General features: G+C 32.3%; 21 protein-coding genes. All 21 read right to left on the reverse strand.

Annotated features, from left to right (window positions below; genetic code table 11):
- Positions 1 to 4: 4 nt before the first annotated feature.
- The 21 genes from FDM27_RS14830 to FDM27_RS14930 all read right to left on the reverse strand — a co-directional run bounded on the left by FDM27_RS14830 (position 5) and on the right by FDM27_RS14930 (position 22,764).
- The gene (locus FDM27_RS14830; protein ID WP_140487820.1) at positions 5 to 1,108 is read right to left on the reverse strand and encodes a glycosyltransferase family 4 protein; all 1,104 of its coding nucleotides are present in this window, start codon (positions 1,106 to 1,108) and stop codon (positions 5 to 7) included.
- Positions 1,109 to 1,143: 35 nt separating this feature from the next.
- Positions 1,144 to 2,019 carry a glycosyltransferase family A protein gene (locus tag FDM27_RS14835; protein WP_140487672.1) on the reverse strand — a complete coding sequence of 292 codons (876 nt, stop codon included), beginning with the start codon at positions 2,017 to 2,019 and terminating at the stop codon, positions 1,144 to 1,146.
- A complete protein-coding gene (locus FDM27_RS14840) occupies positions 2,019 to 3,131 on the reverse strand; it encodes a glycosyltransferase family 1 protein (RefSeq protein ID WP_140487674.1) in 1,113 nt (370 codons plus the stop codon). The genes FDM27_RS14835 and FDM27_RS14840 overlap by 1 nt, the downstream gene beginning before the upstream one ends.
- Positions 3,132 to 3,135: 4 nt before the next feature.
- The gene (locus tag FDM27_RS14845; RefSeq protein WP_140487676.1) at positions 3,136 to 4,185 is read right to left on the reverse strand and encodes a glycosyltransferase family 2 protein; all 1,050 of its coding nucleotides are present in this window, start codon (positions 4,183 to 4,185) and stop codon (positions 3,136 to 3,138) included.
- A gap of 9 nt (positions 4,186 to 4,194) precedes the next feature.
- Positions 4,195 to 5,286, reverse strand: coding sequence for an EpsG family protein (locus FDM27_RS14850; protein WP_140487678.1), 1,092 nt, complete (start codon positions 5,284 to 5,286; stop codon positions 4,195 to 4,197).
- Complete coding sequence (locus tag FDM27_RS14855) at positions 5,283 to 6,401, reverse strand: glycosyltransferase family 4 protein (protein WP_140487680.1); 1,119 nt, start codon at positions 6,399 to 6,401, stop codon at positions 5,283 to 5,285. The genes FDM27_RS14850 and FDM27_RS14855 overlap by 4 nt, the downstream gene beginning before the upstream one ends.
- Complete coding sequence (locus FDM27_RS14860; protein ID WP_181161684.1) at positions 6,398 to 7,495, reverse strand: glycosyltransferase family 4 protein; 1,098 nt, start codon at positions 7,493 to 7,495, stop codon at positions 6,398 to 6,400. The genes FDM27_RS14855 and FDM27_RS14860 overlap by 4 nt, the downstream gene beginning before the upstream one ends.
- 1 nt (position 7,496) lies before the next feature.
- Positions 7,497 to 8,021 (reverse strand): acyltransferase, encoded by a 525-nt coding sequence (locus FDM27_RS14865; protein ID WP_181161685.1) that lies wholly within the window; start codon positions 8,019 to 8,021, stop codon positions 7,497 to 7,499.
- A gap of 120 nt (positions 8,022 to 8,141) precedes the next feature.
- Entirely contained in the window at positions 8,142 to 9,674 is a 1,533-nt protein-coding gene (locus FDM27_RS14870) for a lipopolysaccharide biosynthesis protein (protein ID WP_140487686.1), read from the reverse strand.
- Between the two features lie 7 nt (positions 9,675 to 9,681).
- Positions 9,682 to 10,329 (reverse strand): acyltransferase, encoded by a 648-nt coding sequence (locus FDM27_RS16255; protein ID WP_140487688.1) that lies wholly within the window; start codon positions 10,327 to 10,329, stop codon positions 9,682 to 9,684.
- A gap of 1 nt (position 10,330) precedes the next feature.
- The gene (locus tag FDM27_RS14880; RefSeq protein WP_219846423.1) at positions 10,331 to 11,494 is read right to left on the reverse strand and encodes a glycoside hydrolase family 88 protein; all 1,164 of its coding nucleotides are present in this window, start codon (positions 11,492 to 11,494) and stop codon (positions 10,331 to 10,333) included.
- Between the two features lie 4 nt (positions 11,495 to 11,498).
- Positions 11,499 to 12,059, reverse strand: coding sequence for an acyltransferase (locus FDM27_RS14885; protein ID WP_140487692.1), 561 nt, complete (start codon positions 12,057 to 12,059; stop codon positions 11,499 to 11,501).
- Positions 12,060 to 12,065: 6 nt separating this feature from the next.
- Positions 12,066 to 12,959, reverse strand: a complete 894-nt coding sequence (locus FDM27_RS14890; RefSeq protein WP_140487694.1) for a glycosyltransferase family 2 protein — start codon at positions 12,957 to 12,959, stop codon at positions 12,066 to 12,068.
- Positions 12,960 to 12,972: 13 nt separating this feature from the next.
- Entirely contained in the window at positions 12,973 to 14,109 is a 1,137-nt protein-coding gene (locus FDM27_RS14895; protein ID WP_140487696.1) for a glycosyltransferase, read from the reverse strand.
- Positions 14,110 to 14,135: 26 nt separating this feature from the next.
- A complete protein-coding gene (locus tag FDM27_RS14900) occupies positions 14,136 to 15,326 on the reverse strand; it encodes a glycosyltransferase (RefSeq protein ID WP_140487698.1) in 1,191 nt (396 codons plus the stop codon).
- A complete protein-coding gene (locus FDM27_RS14905; RefSeq protein WP_140487700.1) occupies positions 15,327 to 16,484 on the reverse strand; it encodes a polysaccharide pyruvyl transferase family protein in 1,158 nt (385 codons plus the stop codon).
- Positions 16,484 to 17,521, reverse strand: a complete 1,038-nt coding sequence (locus FDM27_RS14910) for a glycosyltransferase (protein ID WP_140487702.1) — start codon at positions 17,519 to 17,521, stop codon at positions 16,484 to 16,486. The genes FDM27_RS14905 and FDM27_RS14910 overlap by 1 nt, the downstream gene beginning before the upstream one ends.
- A gap of 74 nt (positions 17,522 to 17,595) precedes the next feature.
- A complete protein-coding gene (locus FDM27_RS14915) occupies positions 17,596 to 18,603 on the reverse strand; it encodes a mannose-1-phosphate guanylyltransferase (RefSeq protein WP_140487822.1) in 1,008 nt (335 codons plus the stop codon).
- 483 nt (positions 18,604 to 19,086) lie between these two features.
- Positions 19,087 to 20,376: a nucleotide sugar dehydrogenase gene (locus FDM27_RS14920; protein ID WP_140487704.1), complete on the reverse strand. Its 1,290-nt coding sequence runs from the start codon at positions 20,374 to 20,376 to the stop codon at positions 19,087 to 19,089.
- 282 nt (positions 20,377 to 20,658) lie between these two features.
- Complete coding sequence (locus FDM27_RS14925) at positions 20,659 to 21,138, reverse strand: UpxY family transcription antiterminator (RefSeq protein ID WP_317133616.1); 480 nt, start codon at positions 21,136 to 21,138, stop codon at positions 20,659 to 20,661.
- Positions 21,139 to 21,372: 234 nt separating this feature from the next.
- On the reverse strand, positions 21,373 to 22,764 hold the full coding sequence (locus FDM27_RS14930) for a UDP-glucose 6-dehydrogenase (RefSeq protein WP_140487706.1): 1,392 nt from the start codon (positions 22,762 to 22,764) through the stop codon (positions 21,373 to 21,375).
- Between the last annotated feature and the right edge of the window lie 73 nt (positions 22,765 to 22,837).

Here is a 22,837-nt window from a genome sequence, read left to right on the forward strand (position 1 = left end):
AATATTATTTTAATTCATTATATTCATTTAACAAAGCATCCCAAACTACTTTTTGTTCATATATGGAAACAATCATTTTACGGGCATTTTGCTGCAATTGGTTATAAAATGCTCCTTTGCCTATCATTTTAGACATAGCTTCCTGAAGTGCATTTATATTTTTAGACGGAACAATTATTCCATTCTGTCCTTCGACTATAATTTCATTTGATCCATTAATATCAGTAACAATACTTGGCAATCCCATAGCTCCTGCCTGTAAAACCACATTGGGAAAACCTTCACGATAAGACGGAAAAGCCAGGCAATCAGCAATAGCGAAATAAGAACGTACATCACTTTGAAATCCAACTGAAATGATTTTAGAGTTATTCTCGATTTCAATTAGGGTTTCTGCTTGTAGGGGGTCGAGATTTGATTCTAAAGAACCTACTAAAAGGAGTTGGGAGTTGGGAGTTGGGAGTTGGGAAAAAGCTCTTATTAATTCATTGATTCCTTTGTCTCCTACCAAACGACCCACGAAAATAAACACAAAATCATTTTCACTGATTCCTAATTCTTTTTTTAAGGATTCTTGCTCTTGAAGTGAAACCTTTTCTTTAGAGAAATAAGAGGTATCAATTCCGTTAACATTACCATTAGCAATTACTTTCAAGGGTTTAGAAGTAATTTTATATTGTATCAAATCCTTCTTGACTCCTTGTCCTTCTGGATAAATATGCGTAGCACAGAAACAAAGCACACGATCCATAGTAATTAAAAGTCGTTGTAAAAACCCTGTTTTACTTGGAAAAATCAGTCCTGTAAAAGTATGAATTCGAACAGGAACCCCAGCTAATTTAGCGGCGATCATTGACAACAAACCTGCTTTGGGAGTAATGGAATGTACGATTTGTGGCTTTTCTTTTTTAAATACGACATAAAGTTTCCACAAAGAAATCAAGTCTTTTAGCGGACTGATGTTTCTTTGCATCTGAACCGAAATAGTTCTAACTTTTTCTCTTTCGGCAACGGTGTTTAGATGTTCATCCTTACCTGAAACTGCAATTACCTCATAATTCTGATTTAAGAAAGCCAACTGACCTTTGAGTAAAAAATCCAAAGACATGGCTACGGTGGAGGTGCGGATTACTTTTTTCAATTCTACTTTACTCTTACTTTATATTGAATCAACAAATAAAGCATCACTCCAAAAGGAATAGCGACTAGAGTTAACAGCTTTTCAGGTGTTTCATTTAAGAAATTAGTTTTTTTCAAAATAATACAACTCGAAACATAATGAATGGCTTCTATAAACTTTCGTTTCATAGATTTAGAATACTTCATACTTGTAATACGATTGTATATAAATCCTTTGGGGTATTTTAAGTACTGAGCAAACATAGTATTACTTGAACCGTCTTCCTGATATTCAACAATGACTAAAACTTCATTAATTGTAGCCAATTGATACTCTTTATCAATAAACAAATACTTGGTACCAAGACCTACATATTTTTCTCCTTCAAAAATGGGATATTCAGGATAACGCTTGATAACATCTGTGCGATAGACTAATTTTTTATCTCCTTTTCCTCCTTGTAGATAAAAATCCTCTAAGGTGGTATAGGCAGTTTGAAATTCAGTGCCTATGATTGCACCTGATGCTATTGCATCCAGACCAATGATACCCGCATATTTTTCTTTGTCAACGGTATTCCATTTCTTCAAAATCAATTCCACCGCATTATCGGGCATATAATCGTCTGAATCAATACAAGTATTTAATTCGGTATCTATATTTTTGTAAGCCGTATTATGTGCCCCGTGCATTCCTTGATTTTCCTGATAAATGTAGCGGATAATAATACGATTCTCACTAATCCATTGCGCTACTAGTTCTTTAGTATTATCCGATGAACCATCATCAACAAGCAACCATTGAAAATCATCCGAAGTTTGTCTGCACAAACTTTCATATAACCTTGGTAATAAATGCGCTCTATTGTAAGCAGGGGTAAATACCGTTAAAGTTTTCATTATTTTCCTTGTAAAAGTGCTGTATATTTTTCTTCCAGGATTCGAACATTAGCACCAATATCGTATCCTTTTTCTTTTATTAGAAAAGAAACATCTTTTTTATCGAATTGATTCAAAGCATGAATTTTATTAGCCCATTGAACTACTGATTCTTTCAATGAAATCACGGTTATATTTTCTGGAATTAAAATTGCTTCTATAGGAATTCCATCTGAGATTACACATTGAACACCACTTGCCTGAGCTTCCACTAATGATACTGGTAAACCTTCAAATAAGGATGGAAAAAGAAACACATCCATCGCTTGGAGCAAATCATTGACATCATTTCTTGAACCTAAGAAAATTACTTTTTGTTCCATTCCTAACGTTTTTACTTTCTTCTGGATTTGGGATTTCAATTCGCCCTCACCAACCAAAAATAATTGCTGTTGTGGATTTTTCTGCAAAAGCAAATGAAATACTTCGATTAAAAATTCATGATTTTTTTGTACATTAAATCGCCCTATATGTATAAAATTCTTGGTTTGTTCTGCGCTCAATTCCTTTTGTATTTGAAGCGATTTTTCTTCATTATACGCAAATAGTTGCGAATCGATAGCATTAGTCATTGTAAAAGCTTGAGGAGCTATTTTTTTACCAAAAAGCCAAACACTCGCCTCCTCTCCACAACTAAAATAAGTATTCACATAGCGCATCATGCTTTTCTTCCAAAACCAGCGGAATGGGAATTTCAAATCTAACTTTGATTTAGAATTATGACCATGTGCTATAATGACTGGCACTCTACGTTTATGTGCTTCCTTATAAAAAAAATACCCCAATTCAGAGCATTGCCCATGAATAATTTGATAGTCCTGAATATCAAAAAATGCCTTTATTTGAAGTTTGTAACTTTTCAGTTTGAAAGGATTAATATTTTGAAACCTAAATATCTTCCCCCCTAAGGCTAAAATCTCATCTTCATAAGCTCCTTTTTCCTCCCGATGGACTACAAAGTCAAATTGAATTTTACTCTTATCCAATTTTCGATAATAATTCATCACATTCGTCTCAGCACCACCGCGATTTAATATGGTAAAAAGATGTAAGACTCTTACAGGTTCTTGCATGATTTTATTTATGAATTATTTTTTTTATTCCCATCAACATGAATAATAAGGGTAACGGCATTCTATATTTGGCAAAAAAGAAAAACAATTTCCAATGGATTGGGAAATAATTTAATTTTAAGTCTTTTACAGCATCTTGATATCGCTTATTAGAAAGTATCTTTTTTAGATTGACATACTTAGCATATAGCGATTTATTAGCATATAATTCATTTAATCCTAAACCAATTATGCCTAATGAAATTCTATTATTTAAAGCTTGTTGGAATTTTAAATCCAATTGTTCTCGTTCTAAAAATTCTTTCAGCATACTGTACAAGGTATGCCACTGGTCAAACAAATTGGATTTATAAACTGACGTTAGTGAAGTTTGATTATTCTTTCTGTAATGATACAAACAACGATGCATATTTGAAATGGCTTTTACATATTTAAAACAATAAGTATTAAACAACATATCTTCAGTACCAATCAACTTACAATCGGTGAAATAAATTTTATTTCTTTTAATTAAATCTGTTTTATATAATTTACCCCAAGCCGTTACTATTGAATCAGCATTTTCGGGATGTGCTAATTCCTCTTCATACAATCCAATAATTCTTCGATGAATATTTCTTGATTCCTCTTCTCTAAAAATTAAATCCCCATCCAAAATGAATTTCTCTTCGCTATGGTTCGAAAATTCTTTAACATAGGAAAATAAAACTACATCAGCATTGGTTCTTTTTACATTATCAACCAACAATTGACATGTCTCTAAATCAATCCAATCATCACTATCTATAAAAAAAACATAATTGCCGGTTGCAGCATCTATCCCTGTATTTCTTGCTCCTGAGAGTCCTTTATTATCTTGATTAATTAATTTAATTCTAGAATCTAAAGCTTGATATTCTTCACAAATTTCCAGGCTATCATCGGTAGAGCCATCATTAACCAAAATAATTTCTAAATGAGAATAACTTTGATGCACCACACTGTCTAAACACTGTCTCAAATAGGCAGAAACATTATAAACGGGAATAATAATACTAATTATAAAATTGTTCATAAAATATGACTAAACAGCTGGCATTAAAATTACATTCATCAAATAGGTAAAGGCAAAATAAGCTAACAAAACTCCCCCTAAAACCCTATGTTGATTTTTGATTTGGATTTTGGTTAAAAAAGGATAGACGATGATAATCCCCATCATAAACCAGGACAAATAAGCAAAACGGTTAGAAAAGTTAGCTCGTATTACTAAAATCCAAAATCCATTGGCTGCTAAATAAATACAAACCAACCGATTGTAATTTAAATCAACAAATTTCTTTTTAAATATAAAAAAATAGGCTGCATATACTGCGGAAGCTGAATAAAGCAAGAAATCCCATCGAAAACCTGTACTGGAAAATTCTCCCTGCTCATTGGTTCCTGTTAAATAGCTCACTCGGTCATCAGCCATAAAACCAGCAAACAATCCTTCCCAAAAACCTCCTGAGACTAACGACAAAGGAATGCAAGCTAACCAGCCATAAAAATATTTCTTAGGATCTACATAAAAATAGGTTAATACTAAAGCAGCAGTAGGAATAACAACTGATTTATGAAAACCTATAGCAATGAGTATAAAAATAACTTTGAAAACGATTTTATCTCTTGATATGGCATATAAAAAAATAGAAGTCGCAATACCATTCCGAATTCCATTAGTTCCAAACGCCCAAAAAGAAAAAGAAGCAACTAATGCCAGAAAGGCATAATAATTATACGCTGCAAACCACTTTTTACAAGCTGCCCACAAAGGTAAGACGTACAAAAAAGTACAAAAAAGAAAAAACATGGAAGCAGTCATTACTTGAGCACAGTTGTACATGAAATACTCAAAAATAATATCATTTGCAGGGATAAAAGGCATCCCGTAAAGATAGTTTTCATAGGATTGATTATAGATTATCATGTCCCCAAAACGAAAACTAATAGGTCTTAGTCCCATATAAGAAACTACAAATAACAATAAGAACCCTCCTATTGATTTTACACTCCCTAAATTCTTAGCAGAATTAATTGATGTTGAAGTAGATCTAAAAAAAGTAAATACAACCATTACCAACAGTATATTAAAATAGGTCGAAGTATAATATTCTAAAGGAACTAAAGTATTCAATTTTTTATTTTTAATTGGGTAAACAAATCAATCCATTCAGCCATAACTTTTTCTTTTGAAAAATTGACAACATGCTCTTTTGCTTTTTTTTCAAAATGGCTTCTTGATACTTCATCTCTCATCAGTTCGGACAGTTTATTCGCAAAAGCAATGCGGTCATTTAGACTCACTAAATATCCATTGATTCCTTTGGAAACAATATTCCTGGGACCATGAGGACAATCGTAACTTACAATGGGCAACCCACATACCTGAGCTTCTAACAAAACCATTGGAAAACACTCGGTTGCTGAAGTCATAGCATATAGTGATGCTTTTTGCATTTCTTGCTGTAAATTACTAATTGAAGGCATCAGTAAAAAACTGGATTCTAAATGAAGACTTTTTATTAGATTCTGAAGTTCAATGATTAGTTTTAAATCACCATCCCCATACAATTTGAATTTCCAATCCGGAAAATCTTCATGAACTATTTTCCAAATGTAAACTAATTCATGAAATTGTTTTACGGGAGCAATTCTTCCAGCTGCAATAACCGTTTTCTCTCTGACAACATTTTCGGGTAAATCGGATTCAAAGTCAGTGAAATTTGGAATTACAATCGTATTACATCCTCCGAAATAGGGAATCTCATCCTTATTCAACAAAACCAAAGCATTATATTTCTTGAATATACTGGTCAATTTTGATTTCAGTGATTTCTTGGCTTCATCTCTTGAAATTCCAACAACCACACCCGAAGAATGTAATTCTTTAACTTTGGGTATTCTTCTTTCAATGAAAGGCAAAAAAAATTGTTCAGGTGTATAACTAACCGAAACAATAATATCAGGTTGTACTTTTTTTATCAACCTTCGCATTTGAAAATAATGCTTTACTATCTTAAGCAAATTCTTAGGATGAAAATAACTTTGATTACTATGATAATTAATATCTAAATCAAAACGAAATAATTTACTGTCTAATGGATAAACATCAGGAAGATTTGATTGCTCAAAAGTGGTTAAAAACACATCATAATGCTTTTGTTGTAATAAATAATTAATCTTTTGCGATAAAATTCTTTCTATACCTCCATGTGTAGAGAGCTGATTTGTACAATATAAAATCCTCATACAACAAGCTCCTTAAACAATTCGTCCCATTGCTTCATTACTGTCTCAGCTAAAAAACGATTTACATTTACTCTTGCTGTTCTCCCCATTGATTCACGTAAGCTACTATTTTCTATCAATTGATTTATACTAACTGCTAAACCATTTACATCTCCATTTTGAACCAAATACCCATCTTGATTATGAGTGATTATATCTTTTGGACCATGTGGACAATCGAAAGACACACAAGGAACTCCAGAAGCCATAGCTTCAATCAACACCATTCCAAATCCTTCGTATCTTGAAGATAAAACAAAAACAGAAGCTGCTAAATATTCTTTTTCAATATCTCTGGCTGGTGGATAAAACTCAACACTTTTTTCTATCCCTAATTGTTCAACCAAAGCGGTTAAACCTTGATTTTCATCAATTGTTCCATAAATTTTCAGCTTCCAATCGGGATTCCTTTGATTCACTAATTTCCAACTTTGCAATAATCGGTCATATCCTTTTTGAAAAGAATGCTTACCCACAGCAATTACAGTTTTATTTTGTAAACCAGAAACTTCCTCTGGATAGAATGACAATGGATTTGGAATAATTTCTATATTTTTTAAATTCCATTCTAAAGTATTTCCTTTTGTCAATACTACAAAACGATTATATGAGCTAGCTAAAAGTTCCATCAAAGTAAATCTTGCTTTTAACTTAATTTTTTTAAAAAAACTTTGTGAGTCGGTTTTAATTTCTATCAATTTTGAAACATGTCTTTCGTAAATCATCGGACAAGGTTTTCCTAAAATGATTGGAAGAAAAAATGCCTTTAAGCCATCATCACATACACAAATAACATTGGGTCTTACTCTATTTACAATAGTTTTTAATCGAACTGAATACTGCTTTATATATTGAAAAAAATCACCTTCAACCTTAATATCATGATGTTTAATTCTTTTACTAAAATCAAAAAACAAAGAATCTTCACCTTGGTTTAAAGTGACAATATGAACATCATAGCCCATGTTATCTGCCAAATAACTTGCTTTGATTGACAACACGCGTTCTAAACCAGCTGCTCCAGATATTTGATTGGTAATGTATAAAATTCGCATTTTATAAAATCTTCCTTTGAATTTGATTTCTCTCCATATACACCAAGGTGTTATCAGTAACATTTCCCTTTATAACACAGCCGGCACCAATAACACAATTCTTACCAATAGTAGTATTTCGTAAAATCACAACATTACTGGCGATCCAAGTGCCGGAACCTATACTAATTTCTCCGACAGCATATTCTGAAGCACTTACTCCGTTTACAGCATCATAACGATGGTCATTATCAAAAACACAAACATTAGGACCAAAATTACAGTTTTCTCCAATACTGATTTTTGATTTAGCACTTATCATACAATTTTGGTTCATAAAAACCCTATCTCCAATTGAAATTGAACCTGAATTTGTTGCAACTAGACTGGAATTTCTGGAAACACATACATTTTTACCAAATGTGATTTCTCCTTTTTGTAACAGTTTTATCTCAACAGACGGACTTATTCTTTGGAAAAGAGAAGCTTTAAAATTTTTATAACGAAATTTCAAAAAAGAAACTCGAATGACGTTATATAAAAACAAAAAATAAATCATTTGAAAAGTGTAAATTAATATAATAACAATTTTAATAAATTAGAACAACTCAAAAGCAAACACTTCCAAAACACACTTAAGACAATTCTATTTTTATCCTAGTTTATTTTACAATCTTAAAAAAAGTGAGTTTATAAGCTTAAATAATGTCTTAAACTCTTGTTCATTCTTAAAAGACAAATAAATTATTACATTAGGGACTATCAAGCATAAAAATACCTTAATAATGATGTTAATTATTTTTGAAAAATGTAAAAAATAAATAACCCCAAAAATCATTAACAAAGAAACTACCAGTAAAATTAAATACTTACAATATTTTTTAAAATATTTCATAGGATTAAGCCTTAATGCTAAAGTTTGAATAATATAAGGATCATACCATGCATTAGTAAGTATCCTTGCTATTGCTGTAGCAATCAATATTCCAAACAACCCAAAATAAGACCCTAAAATAAAAGACAATATTAAATTGATTAAAGCTGTAATAATAATTAAATATTGTCCTTGCTTGAAATACCCCAAAGTAGCTTTAAACGTCCAAACGGCATTTTGCATACCAGAGATATAGAAATTAAATACTAGAGCAATTAAAACCGAAAAAGGCAAAACAAACTTAGACCCTATCCATAATTCGATAAAATCATTAAGTAATACAATCAAAAAAACTGAAGCAAGACCAAATACCCAAAAATTGGCAAAATTGACCAAATGAAAAGTTTCTATCTTTTTTTGATGATTTTCGGTAACGTTAACATTGGCAATACTTGCCGTTATTCCAGTAAAAACTTGCATGATTAAGCCAGAAACTAAGCCCACTAATAAATTGTAATTAGATAATAAACCAACTAGTACTAAACCGGAGAAATAATTAAGAATTAAGTTATCAGTACTGTTAACTAACAGCCCTCCAATTTTTATCAAAGCAGTAGACTTAATATTAGAAACAATTTCTTTTTTAGTTACATCATCAACCTGTTCTTTTTTAAACTGCTTAAGAAACGGGTAATATTTCTTAAGTAAAAAAGAAATTACCAAATTTCCGGATAACTGAAAAAAAGATTGAACAATAAGATATAAAATAAAATTTTTAAACCAAATTAAAACTAGTATTTGTATCAAATTTTGAATAATAAATACAAATGTATTTGATTTAGAAATAATGTAACTTCGTTGGTCAGCTTGAAAAAGACTTAATTTATAACTAAAGAAATATGATGAAACAGTGTTAAAAAGAAACAATAAATAAATTATTATTAAATCATCTGCAATTATTTGAGGTGGATTTTTTACAATAATCGTTAAAAAAGGAATTATACTTAATCCAATTACAGCAACAATAACTGCTATAATAGTATAAACTTTGCCATAGAAACAAAGTAATGCAGTCATCTTCTTATGATCTTTATCCGCAATAGGTTTGTATAAAGCATAAAGCATAGCGGTACCTACACCTAACTCAGCTAAAGAAAGTAATGACAATATATTAGTAAATAGTCCGTTTACCCCTAAATACTCTACAGCTAAGTATTTAATAAATACCGTTCGGCTGACAAATCCAAGTATCATTTGAATAAGTTGCGAGACTAGGCCAAATGAGATATTTTTAACCGAATTAACTATTCGAGAATCACTATTCATCTAAGGTTTATTTCCATTCAACATTTTCTTTTATCACTTTTGCAGGAACTCCACCCGCCAAGCATCTAGCTGGAATACTTTTATTAACTAAAGAACCCGCTGCTATAATGGCTCCATCCCCGATTATAACTCCTTTCAATATAGTTACATTGTTTCCAATCCAAACATGATTACCAATTACAATTGGCTGGATCATTTTATCTTCTTTCCCAACGATTGAATGAGCATCGGTATCCCAAATAGTAACATTTTCTGAAATTGCTACATTATTCCCAATAGTGATTTCTTTGAAGCATCTTATCTTAACATTATAATTTATATAACCGCTCCCTAAATTTAATTTAGCATTTTCCATCAAAATAATATGATGCCCTGAAAATATAGAAAATCCTTTCTCAATATTAATAGTAGATTTTTTTTTCATTTTTAAAACTCCTATGTAAGGATCAGGATTACTTATTTTTCTATTTAAAAAAAAACTTCCACCAGCTATATTTATTTTTGCTCCTTTTTCAGCAGAATAATACAACCTGCCTATTGGTAAAATAACACTATCGTCACCTCTATTTCCTTTTATTAAAAAATTGATAAATAAATTTTTCAATTTAATATTAAATATTTGAGCTAAAAAAATCTTTTTTCTTAATAAACTCATATTAAACAATTAAAGTCCGTAAAGTAAAACCTTGTGTAAAAGGCAAAACATCAAAATGTTGTGAATGTACTCCAATTGCTTTGGTATCGCCTTGTGAAAAATCGATTGCTCCATTGCGTCTGGTAACTTGCATTAAATAGTTAAGTGCATTATTCTTTGAGTTGATAGAATCTTTTTTAATACTTTCTATAGTGGAAGCATTGGCTAAAAACCAAGCCAGTGTGGCAGTTGTTGACGAATCGGCACGTGCTTCCGGACTACTTACCAACCAATTCCAACTTCCATTTTTATTCTGAAACTGCATTGCTATTTTAGCAAATGAAATTATATATTGAGTCAATTTCTCTTTCTCAGAATTACTGTCTGTCAATTCAAGCCAAACATCAATCAATCCTATAGCATACCAGCCTAAGCCTCTACCCCAGCCAAACAAACCTACTGGTAACTCCGTTTTTAAATGATAAGTATGGCATGGAATAAATTGATTGTGTAACATCCCATATTGATTAAATACTTCTATTTGATTAATTCCTAATGCAACGGCTTCATTTATACTATACAACAAACCATAGCGCACTAAAAAAGGAGAAACAAACCCAATGGTATCCACATAGCGATAATCCGGATTATGTTTGCGATAAGCAATAGTCCCATCCACACCCTTTAATTTCAAAATCAACTCATAACAAAAATCAAAAGCAGGCTTGCATTTTGTTACATCTAAAGTATCCACTTTGAGAATGGCATAAGCCAATATAATATCATCTATTTCACTAGGATTGGTTTTCCAGTTGCCATTGGCATCAAACTTGCTTTGAACAAAATCATTAATTTGTTTACTAACTGTAGCGTTGGGGTTTTGGGTAGCATAATCATTCAAACCCAATAAAAGTGCCGCTTGTTGCCAACTTTGAATAGCATTCCTTTTGTAGTTGCCTTTTAAAATATCAAGTATAATCAATCGATCATTATCTGTAACTTTAATAGTGGGTGTTTTATGCAGCCATTGCAAAGATTTTTGAACCAACTTATCCCTCCAGACTTCCTTTGAAGTATATCGACCAATATGGATGCGACTCTGCCAGGTATTAAATTGGGGAATAAAGTCGATTGCCAGAACAATTAAGAAAAGAAAAGCAATACTACTAACTATAAATTCTAGCAAAAAACTACAACACATATCCCACTTGATTTTCTAAATCAGTAACCACTTTATTTTTTTTTTCTTCAGTAATTAATCCTCCCAAAGTATAACTGTAATCATATTGAGGAGAATTTTCAAAACTCTGTTTTAACTTTGATTCATAATCGGATAACGTTGTAATGACTCTAGCAGGATTTCCTGCGGCAACCACGTTAGCAGGAATGGATTTTACAACAACACTACCAGCACCAATTATTGAATTCTCACCTATAGTAACACCTGGCATGATTAAAACCCGGGCTCCAATAAAACATTTATTTCCTATCTTAATTTTAGCAATTTTCGTGTATCCTAGACTTCTTTTCGTACTGGTATCGTGTGCCAATAAATAAACCTGAGGAGCAAAAATCACATCATCGCCTATTTCTATCAACCAACAATGCCCATAATCAATGGTACAATTAATCAATCCGGAGCAATTTTTACCGACTTTTAACCCCGCTTTTAAATTAGCTTCTAGAGTTAATTGCTCGTTAGAAATCCCCTTAATTTTATATTGGATAGCCTGAATAATTCTTTTTATCACTTTTTATTACTTTACAATTAATGATTTCATTCTCAAATACGAAAAATAAGCCCTTGGATAAACCAGTACATAAATAATTTTATTGACAATCCCTTTCAACTGCCAAAAGTAGTTTTCATCAGCCAATAAAGAATTAATACATAAATGAATATAATTCCATATAAATGCTTTTGGATATTTTGATATGGAATAAGTACCATTATCAATTAATTTATAAAATGAATAAGCCATCGATTGGGCATACCACAACTTATAGGAGCTATCGGTCAATCCGTTTTCTAAATATTCTTTCAGTTGAATAACTTTATTCAAACAAAGTACATCATATTTTTTAGCCATTTCATGCCAGACTACCGCTTCAAAAACTAACTTTACCCCTTCTTTTTCAGGAAAAGGATATTGCTTTAATACCGCTGTTTTAAAAGCTACTGATTTATCTCCTTGTAACTTGTATTTTAAGTAATAATCAACAAACGAAATTTGCCAATTGTCTTCGAGGAATACATCTCCTACAAAAGTTCCATTAGTAAATTGAGACAAACCAATAATACCTGCAATCTTATCGTTGTTTTTGATTTTTTGCCAAGCTTCCCATTTTAGTTGGACTGCATTTATTGTTAAAAAATCATCGGAATCTACAATAAAAAACAAATCGCCCTTGGCTTTTTGAACGCCATAATTAATAGCGGTGTGTTTACCTCCATTGGATTTATAGAAATATCGGACAATAATTTTGTCTTCATTAATAAATTGTTCTACAAATTCCTTGGTATTATCGATACTCCCATCATCTACAATAAGCCACTCAAAATTAGAATTACCTTGCAACAACAAACTATCATATACCCTTTTGAGTAAATCCGCTCGATTGTAGGTAGGGGTAAAAATGGTTATAAACATTAGTTATGAACAATTATATGGTTTCAAATAAATTTTCTATAGCTTTTATACTACTATCCAAAGAAAATTGAAACTCTGAAAATTGAAAATTGGCTTTACATTGATCCGATAGTGATTTATCCAGTACTTCTTTCAGTAACCTATAAATTCCGTCTTCGCTATTATGACATATCAAACCAGATATACCGTTATCTATTAATTCGGTCATACCACTACATTCAGTTGTAAACACTTTTGTATTTAAAATCAAAGATTCTATTACTACAGTACTTAAGCCCTCCTGTATCGAGGACATTATTAAAGCTGTTGCATTTTTAATAAACGGATAAGGGTTATCTATATGCCCTAACAAAGTAATATTGGTTTCTAAATGATTCTCTTTAATTAAAGCTTTATATTCCTGTTCTTTATATCCTGCTCCAATCATCAACAATTTAAAATCATAGCCTTCCTTTTTAAGTTTACCAAGTACACGAATCAATCGATCATATCCTTTAATTGGAATTAACCTTCCAACTGTAACCCAATAATTGGCTGATAAGAAATGAGTCAAAGAGACATCAACAGGCAATGCTGCTTTATCCTTGATAAGTTTATCATCAATAGGATTATAAAGTGTTACAGGAATTAAATCATAAAAAATATTAGTAAATGAATCACACACCGCTTTAGACACTCCTGCAATAGCATCAAATTTTTTATAACTATTATATAATTCTTGTTTTTGTGCTGCTGATAAATTCTGATAAAGCCGTTCCTGATGTGTATGCAACCATGCTGTTTTTTTACTATTTTGAATGGAATGAGTAACAAAATCAGTAGGCATACCTTCATAAAAAGCCACTTCAATATCATATTTTTCTTTGTTCAAAGCGCGATACAACCATGATTTCGGCAGTCTATTATAAAGAAAATTGAATGCTTTATATTTTAATGGATTACTATTATCAACCAACCAATGATAATGAATATGACTTGCAAAGCTTTGTTCAAACTGAAACTCATAATCATTATAAACACTTTTTTTAAAAATAGCAATTACTGTTATATCAAATAGCGTAGCATCCAAATTATTAACCAAATCGATTAACACCTTTTCAGCACCACCCACTACCATCGATTCGATATAAAAAGCGATTTTTATTTTCATTTTGTTTTCAAATAATCAAGTTATTCTTAACTATGTATCAATTGGTATAATTTGTTAATCTCTTCTTCTGTCCCCAATTTTTCATCACTTAAATTAGCCGTAAAAGAAGCAGCCATTTCCTTATTCTTAATAATAGATACGATAGCATCCGCTATAGCCTCTGGATTCATGTCAGTAATCAATCCGTTGACACCCGAATTGATTTGATCTTTAGCTGTTGTAAAATTGGTTACAACTATTGGTTTTTCCAAAATTTTGGCTTCATCGACAGCAATCGATTTTCCCTCATATCGGGAGGGCTGTACATATAAATCACAGAGTCGCAAATAGGAATAAGGATTTTCACGCAAGCCCAAAAGGAAAAAACTATTCGATAATCCTAATTTATGAATATTATTTTCTAATGCAAATCTTTCATTTCCTTCTCCAATTACATACCATTTAATATCATAACCTTTGGATTTAATAATACAAAAAGCATCAATAGCCATATCAAAACCTTTTTGATAATCTAACCGACCAACTGAAACAATATTTATGACATCAGAATTAATTTCAATTGCGTTATCTTGAAAGGCTAATTGTTTGATTAATTTTGCCGAATTTATATTGAATACAACTTCTACTTTTCTTTTAAATTCAGGAAACTCTTGATTTAACACATTCGCACATTGTTCAGAAACTGTCACTATCGAATCTAATTGATTAAAAAATGGTTTATCAAATTTTTTATCTAAACCCAACTGATTATAATCGTTATGAATAAATCCAATTTTTTTCTTTGAAACTACTTTATCGACTATAAAATAAATAGCCGATTTCTCTAAAAAACCAATAGCTGCATCATACTTTTTTTCCAAACCCTTTATGGAGTGCTGATAATACTTCCATGATTTTTGTTCCGCAATGGCACTATTCGAATTCAACCTGTTCGTAACAAAAAATTGAATTCTGGAAAAAAGTAACTTGAGGTTGCCTCTACTTAGAAAATACAAAATGGAATGTACTAAATTCGAATTGAATTTTTCAAACAATGTAGGTGGTTCAAGAATAGTTACTTCTGTAGGTACTGAGTTTAAAAACAGACCAGCCTTTTTAAACAAAAACAAATCGACTTCATATTTATCAAAATCAATTTGGTGGAGTAAATTGACCAAGCTCTTCTCTGCTCCTCCAGCTGCTAAACTTGGAATTACAAATAGTATTTTTTTCTTCATTTATTGTAGTTCGGACAAAAAATCTACTGCTTTTTTAGCATTTTCTTTTATTCTAGGAATCTCATTTATAAGCGTACTTTTTATTTCATTCTCTTGAGAAACCATCTCTTCAAATTTTGCAATTAGTAATTCACTATCCGAGATTTCATTAATGCTTAATACTAATTTTTCCTCACCAAAAATATCTTTGGCAATCCCTTTTGATTTCACACTATAACCCAAAACCATCGTAGGAATCAAAGAAGAATAAGCTGCAATAGTGGCATGCGTCCTAGCTCCGATAAAGAAACGCATCTTGGCAATATAACCTTTATACTCAATGGCATTTAAATTATTAGACAACAATAAGACCCTAGCAGTATCTTTAAATTCATTGTAAAACTCCTCTAAAACCTCATAATCATCATTCCCTGAAATTATCACATGAGGAGTCAAAACTATAGTCATATCAGTCGTATCCAGAATATGTTGTAATAAATTGAAAGCTGCTTTTTTAGATGCTTGATTTCGTTTCCACACTAAAGGACTAAAATTAAAGCCTACAATGCTTGTTTCTTTCCATAAATCAGGTAAAACAATCTCTTGTTTTTGCATCGTGAAAGCACCATCAGCTACTAGTTTTACATTAACCACTCCATTTTTTTTCAAAATTTCGTGAGTCAAACTTTCACGAGCCAAAACCAAATCCATAGTTTTCAAATCTTTAATTTTAGCTTCAGATAAATCTTCTTCTCCTATAGAAGTCCCCCAAAGGACTAACCTCTTACCCGCTTTTTTTATTAATCGATCTACTTCATAAATCCAAGCTTGTTCTCCATAACAGTAATTATCACCGCCAATGGATAAAAAAATGTCGTGTTGTGAAATTAATTTGATTAATTTTTTAAACTGTGATCTATACAAGTAAGTTTCATCTTTTTGAAATTTTACTTTTAGCATAGAAATAATCCCTTCAAAAGAAAACTTGTCTACAGAAACTTGACCTGTATCAAAAATAGTATCAATTTGTGGAATAAACTTATCAGATTCAGGATTAAATGATGCTAAATTTACAATTGCATCTGGATACTTCTCTTTTATTAAATTAACACCAGATCGAACAATTGCTTCACATCCTCTATTAGTGCTTCCTGCATGGAAAAACATTAAAATCTTCATTATATTTTACTTTTATTTCTAAACTTACTATATTCGATTGCCATAGTTAATAAAACGTTAATTTTATACTTTATTGCTAAGAGTATAATTTGCTCATATTTTGATTTTCCCGAAAATAAGACTACAAAATGACTCTTTATAATTTGTCTTGTTGTCAAACTGTTAAACACTTCTTTTACTAACTCATTTCGTTTCTTTGAATTAATTTGATACTTTTCCTTAAAATACTCATGTAGTAGAGCAATTGTATTTTTGATAAATTTTTCCGCTTTTAGTAGTTCTATTTTATTAATATCAAGATATTGATTAGTAAAGCTTGAAAAATCCTGTTGAAAATCATCTTCTATCCTTTTAAAATAATTGTTACCCGAAAAATTCCTTGTAGCACTACCTGTAACATCTACATAATGATAGCCTACATAATCCGAAAAAAAAACAGAATCCGCTTTATTAAAACAGTTTAAATTAAACCAACCGTCTTCACCTAATGGAACTCCTTTGGGAAACCAAATTTGATTATCGGTAATTAATTCCCGTTTATACATTTTATTCCAAATGGCATTCAAATTATCATTCCCTATTAGATAAGGAATGATTTGTTTTTGTATAAATTCAGAATTCAAAACTTCATTCTCCCGAAAGAGAGCTTTTGAGGTAAATGTATGTCCTTCTTGAGAAGAAAAATAATTAGAAATCACAATAGCTACACTCTTTGAAATAGCAATTTCATATAATCTTTGAAAACAATCTTTTTCAACATAATCGTCGGCATCAACAAAGCCTATATAATCTCCTTGAGCTATCGCAATTCCACTATTTCTAGCAATACTAACCCCTTGATTTTTTTGATTAATGAGCTTGATTCGTGAATCTTGTTTTTGAAAATATTCAACAATAGATTGACTTTTATCACTAGAACCATCATTTACAAAAACAAATTCGCAAGCAGATAGTGTTTGAGACAATAAAGAATCAATACATTTTTCTATGTGTTTTTCCGCATTAAATACGGGAATAATTACACTAATACAATACATTTGACATTAATTAATTAAACAAAAAAACAACCTTACAAAAATTCTAAGCTCAATACAAAAATTAGTCATCTGAATTACTCCAACAACTCCGGTTTCTCAACCTCTAACTCATTATACAAATCCTTTACGTCTTGGGAATATTCTTTTTGTAACACCAGATTGGCATTATCAGTAGCAATTAAAATAGTGTTTTTTAAACCTATAAAAGCGGTGTAATTTTGAGTACCAATAGTCATGTTTCCATTTTCGTCAACGGGATGTCCCTTGGATACTAAATAATCGTAAACCGATTCAAACGAGCCCAAATCGGACCATAAAAATTGTGAAGGAATTACTTTTATTTTTTTACTCCTTTCCATAACCGCATAATCTACGCTTATAGAAGGAATATCAAGTGACAATTCCAAATCCAGTTTACCATTTTGATTATGTTCCCATGCCTTTTTTGCTTTTTTGTAAACCTTAGGTTGAAATGCTTTTAATTCGTCTAACAATACGCTGGCCTTAAAACAAAACATCCCACTGTTCCATAAAAAATTCTTCTTGGCAATAAAAGCTTTAGCTGTAACTAAATTGGGTTTTTCTCTAAAAGAAAGTACGTTTTCTCCTTTGTATTCAATATAACCATAACCGGTTTCCGGTTTGGTGGGTACAATCCCAAAAGTTACAATATAGCCATCAGCAGCTTTTTCAATTGCTTCGGTCACTGCAACATCATATAACTCCTTTTTCTCAATAATATGATCCATAGGAGTCACAATCAAAATAGCATCCGGATCAGCTGCAAAGGCTGCAAAAGCAATTGCTGCAGCTGTATTACGGGGAGTGGATTCTACTATATCCAGATAATCTGTATTAGACTTTTCTAAAATTTTTCTACTCAAATGACAGTTGTCAACATTCCCTACTACAATAACTTTATCAGCAATATCACTATTACGCTCCACTGTTAATTCGAACAACGATTTGCCTTCGAAAATCTCTAAATATTGTTTGGGACGACTTTTGCGCGACAAAGGCCACAAACGACTTCCTATTCCTCCGGTAAGGATTACGTGTATGATTGTGTGTTTTTTATTCATCATAACTATTATCAGTTATCAGTTGTGCAGGTCGGTTGTTAAAAAATAGAAGCCGATTAAAAACAAACTTTTTATATCTTATCTTATTTTCAAGTTTTACACCTCCCTAACCCTCCTCAAGCAGGGCAAACGCACGAGTTTTATTTTTGCCACGAATTACACTAATTAGCACAAATAGTATTGATTCTAAAATAAATTACACAAATTTTTATCTGACTTTGACAGATTTGTGGAATATTATAACATCCAAATTAGTGTTATTTCGTGTAACCTGCCTGTCGGCAGACAGGTTCGTGGCTACTTTTTTTATTTCTGGAACTAGTGCGTTTTCCATGCCTCCTCAAGGAGGGAATTTGTTTTGTATAATCTGGACGAATTCCCCTCTTGAAATCGAAGATTCAACGATTCCTAATAAAAATATTAAATAGAGTTAGAGGGGTTAGGGGTGTGTTATCGAATTACTAAGAACCGACAACTATTATATTATAACCTCCCGTCCACATTAGTCTTTAAAACTCCTTTTACATCGTAGATGATACTATATGTTTTTTGAAGTTTTGATAAATCCATTTTTAAAAATGGAGTATGTGCTACTCCTAATACGATGGCGTCAAATTTTTCTTGAGGTATCTGATTTGTTGTGACTAATTGGTATTCTTTTTCTACTTCCGTTGGATTAGCTAATGGATCAAATGTAGTGACTGAAATCCCATATTCTTGCAATGCTTTGATCACATCTACAATTTTGGTATTGCGAACATCAGGACAGTTTTCTTTAAAAGTAATCCCCAGCATTAACAAATTAGCTCCATTAACCGAAATTCCTTTTTTTATCATCAATTTAACTACCTGGGCTGCTACATATTCCCCCATACTGTCATTTAAACGTCGTCCCGCCAATATTATTTCAGGATGATAGCCTAATTCCTGTGCTTTCTGTGCCAGATAATAGGGATCAACCCCTATGCAATGTCCGCCAACCAATCCCGGTTTAAAGGGCAAAAAATTCCATTTGGTTCCCGCTGCTTCCAAAACCGCCTGGGTATCAATATCCATCAAATGGAATATTTTAGCCAATTCGTTGACAAAAGCAATATTGATGTCGCGTTGGGAATTTTCGATTACTTTAGCAGCCTCGGCTACTTTGATAGAAGGAGCCAAATGCGTTCCTGCCGTAATTACCGATTGGTATAGTTTATCTACTTTTTCTCCGATTTCCGGAGTAGAACCCGCTGTAACTTTCAGAATTTTATCTACAGTATGTTCCTTATCACCCGGATTGATTCTTTCAGGGGAATAGCCCGCAAAAAAATCAACATTAAATTTTAAACCGGAAATTCGTTCTAAAACCGGCACACATTCGTCTTCCGTTACCCCGGGATAAACCGTTGATTCATAAATAACGATATCCCCTTTTTTCAAAACCTTAGCCACAGTCTCACTGGCTTTGTACAGCGGAGTTAAATCAGGACGATTGTTTTTATCTACAGGTGTAGGAACAGTCACAATATAGTAGTTACAACCAGCTATGTCTTCTAATTGATTGCTGCAGTATAATCCCTTTTTATTTTTAATTTCATCTTTAGAAACTAAAACCGATTTCAAAATGGCTGCTTCAACCTCAAAAGTAGTATCAATTCCGGAACAAAGTTCTTTTATCCTTTTTTCATTAATATCAAATCCCACAACAGCGTATTGGGTAGCAAATAATCGTGCCAATGGCAAGCCTACATACCCCAAACCTATAACCGCTATTTTCGAACTACAATCCATTAACTTATACTATTTTCAGCTGAGATACGAGAATATACTCCAACGCTTCGCGGTTCCAACCCACATAAAATGGGGCAGAAATCCAATTTTTTTTCGTGTGCAAATATAAACGACAAAAAGCTGAATTCCTATAAATATTTAAAATTTGAAAGAAAAATAATAAATTAAAAACATTAACAAACAAAAAGCTACGGTTAAAAAGCATTAAAAACCAGACAAACAACAATATAAGAACTTTCTCTCTATTTAAAACACAAATAAAAAAAGAAAAAAAACTCCCTTTTATACTATTCTAACCTTCAACACACAGCCCAAAGACTCCAATACCAAAACATAATTGTTCTTATTGACTTCCTGAACAATGGCTTCATGCGATTTAAAAGGTCCTGATTCCAAAGTTACCTTATCTCCTACCCGAATTGAGGCAACAGAAATTTCATATTGATCCGGAGTACTTAGCCATTTTTTTATGGTATTAATTTCTTCCTCTTTTACAATTGCTGGTTTCCCTAACCAAAAAAGATAACGTACCGCTCCCGAAGACTGAAATACTAAATTCCGATCATTCTCTGCCAAACGCACAAAAACATAGGAATTAAAAAGTGGCACTTCCACCTTTTTCTTTCTGTCCGACCATTGACGAACCTGAGTAACCAAAGGACAATAGCACTCAATCCCTTTTTGAATTAATTGTTCGGCTACTTTTTTTTCCCACTTCGGTTTGGTGTAAACTACATACCAATTCATACTTTCCTTCTTCATTGAAATAGAAATATAAAAGTTCTAAATATTTTAAACCTGGATTACGCATTGGAACACAGATTAAACGGATTTTTTAATTATTTTTAAGCATAAAATCTGCGATAATCTGCATAATCTGCGGGACAAAAAAAACAAAAAAATCCTAATGCGAGTTCTGGGTTAAACTGACTACACTTCGACTCCCTCTGTCATTGCGAAGTATGAAGCAACTTGGAAAGGGCTAGAGTGAGGTTTTTAAGACCCAATCGCCTGATAAACAAAACCAATCTTTTCCAGAACCGTTTTATCCAATATATTCCTTCCATCAAAGACAAAGGCAGGCTTTTGCATCGAATCGTAGATCTTCTGCCAATCATAAGTTACAAACTCATCCCATTCGGTAAGAATGGCAACGGCATGAGCCTTATTACAGGCTTCATAAGGATTTTCGAAAGACAAAATACTATTGACATTCTCATCGGCTGTTCTGGATTGTAGGTAATCCAAATCGGCTAAAACCTTTTTTCGGGATACTTTGGGGTCATAAACCGCAATTTTAGCATTCTCACTAATCAAATCATCCGCTACATAAATCGCTGCTGACTCTCTGGTATCGTTAGTATCTTTTTTGAAAGCCCAACCCAGGAATGCAATCTTTTTATCAGAAACAGTATTATAAAGCGTTTTAACGATATTACTCGAAAAACGTCTTTTTTGGTGGTCATTCATAATAATTACCTGTTCCCAATAATCAGCTACCTCGTTTAAGCCATAAGATTTTGCGATATAAACCAAATTCAAAATATCTTTTTGAAAACAAGAACCTCCAAAACCTACAGAAGCTTTTAGAAATTTAGGACCAATGCGGCTGTCCATTCCTATGGCTCTCGCCACTTCGTTCACATCGGCACCTGTTTTTTCGCACAGTTCTGACAGGGCGTTTATCGAAGAAATTCGTTGTGCCAAAAAAGCGTTAGCTGTCAATTTTGACAATTCAGAGGACCAAACATTAGTAGTCAAAATTTGGTTGACCGGAACCCAATTAGCATAAACAGCAACCAATTCCTGAATGGCTTTTTCACCTTCATCGCTAGTGTCACCACCTATCAAAATACGATCAGGATTTAACAAATCCTGAACAGCGGTGCCTTCAGCCAAAAATTCCGGATTAGAAAGAATCTGGAATTTTACTCCATTTCCTGTATTATCCAAAATACTTTTTATCGCCTCGGCAGTTCGCACCGGCAAAGTCGATTTTTCAACTACAATTTTATCCGACTTAGCCACCTTGGCAATCTGTCGGGCACACAATTCGATGTATTTCAAATCGGCAGCCATCCCTTTCCCTTTTCCATAGGTTTTGGTGGGTGTATTTACCGAAATAAAAATCATCTCTACTTCATCGATAGCTTTATCCACCTCGGTAGAAAAAAACAAATTACGACCTCTGGCCTCTTTTACAATTTCCGAAAGTCCGGGTTCGTAAATTGGAATATTATTCACATCCGCATCATTCCAGGCTGCAATTCTTTCTTCGTTCAAATCCACCACAGTCACCTGTATATGCGGACATTTTTGTGCTATAATTGCCATCGTAGGTCCACCAACATAGCCCGCCCCAATGCAACAAATTTTTGTAATTCCCATTATTTTATTTTCTATTATGTATCGAGTCATAAGATTTAAGCGCAACAGTAACTTCTAACCTCTAACTTCTAAC

Source organism: Flavobacterium sp. GSA192 (assembly GCF_006386525.1).
Lineage (GTDB): Bacteria > Bacteroidota > Bacteroidia > Flavobacteriales > Flavobacteriaceae > Flavobacterium > Flavobacterium commune.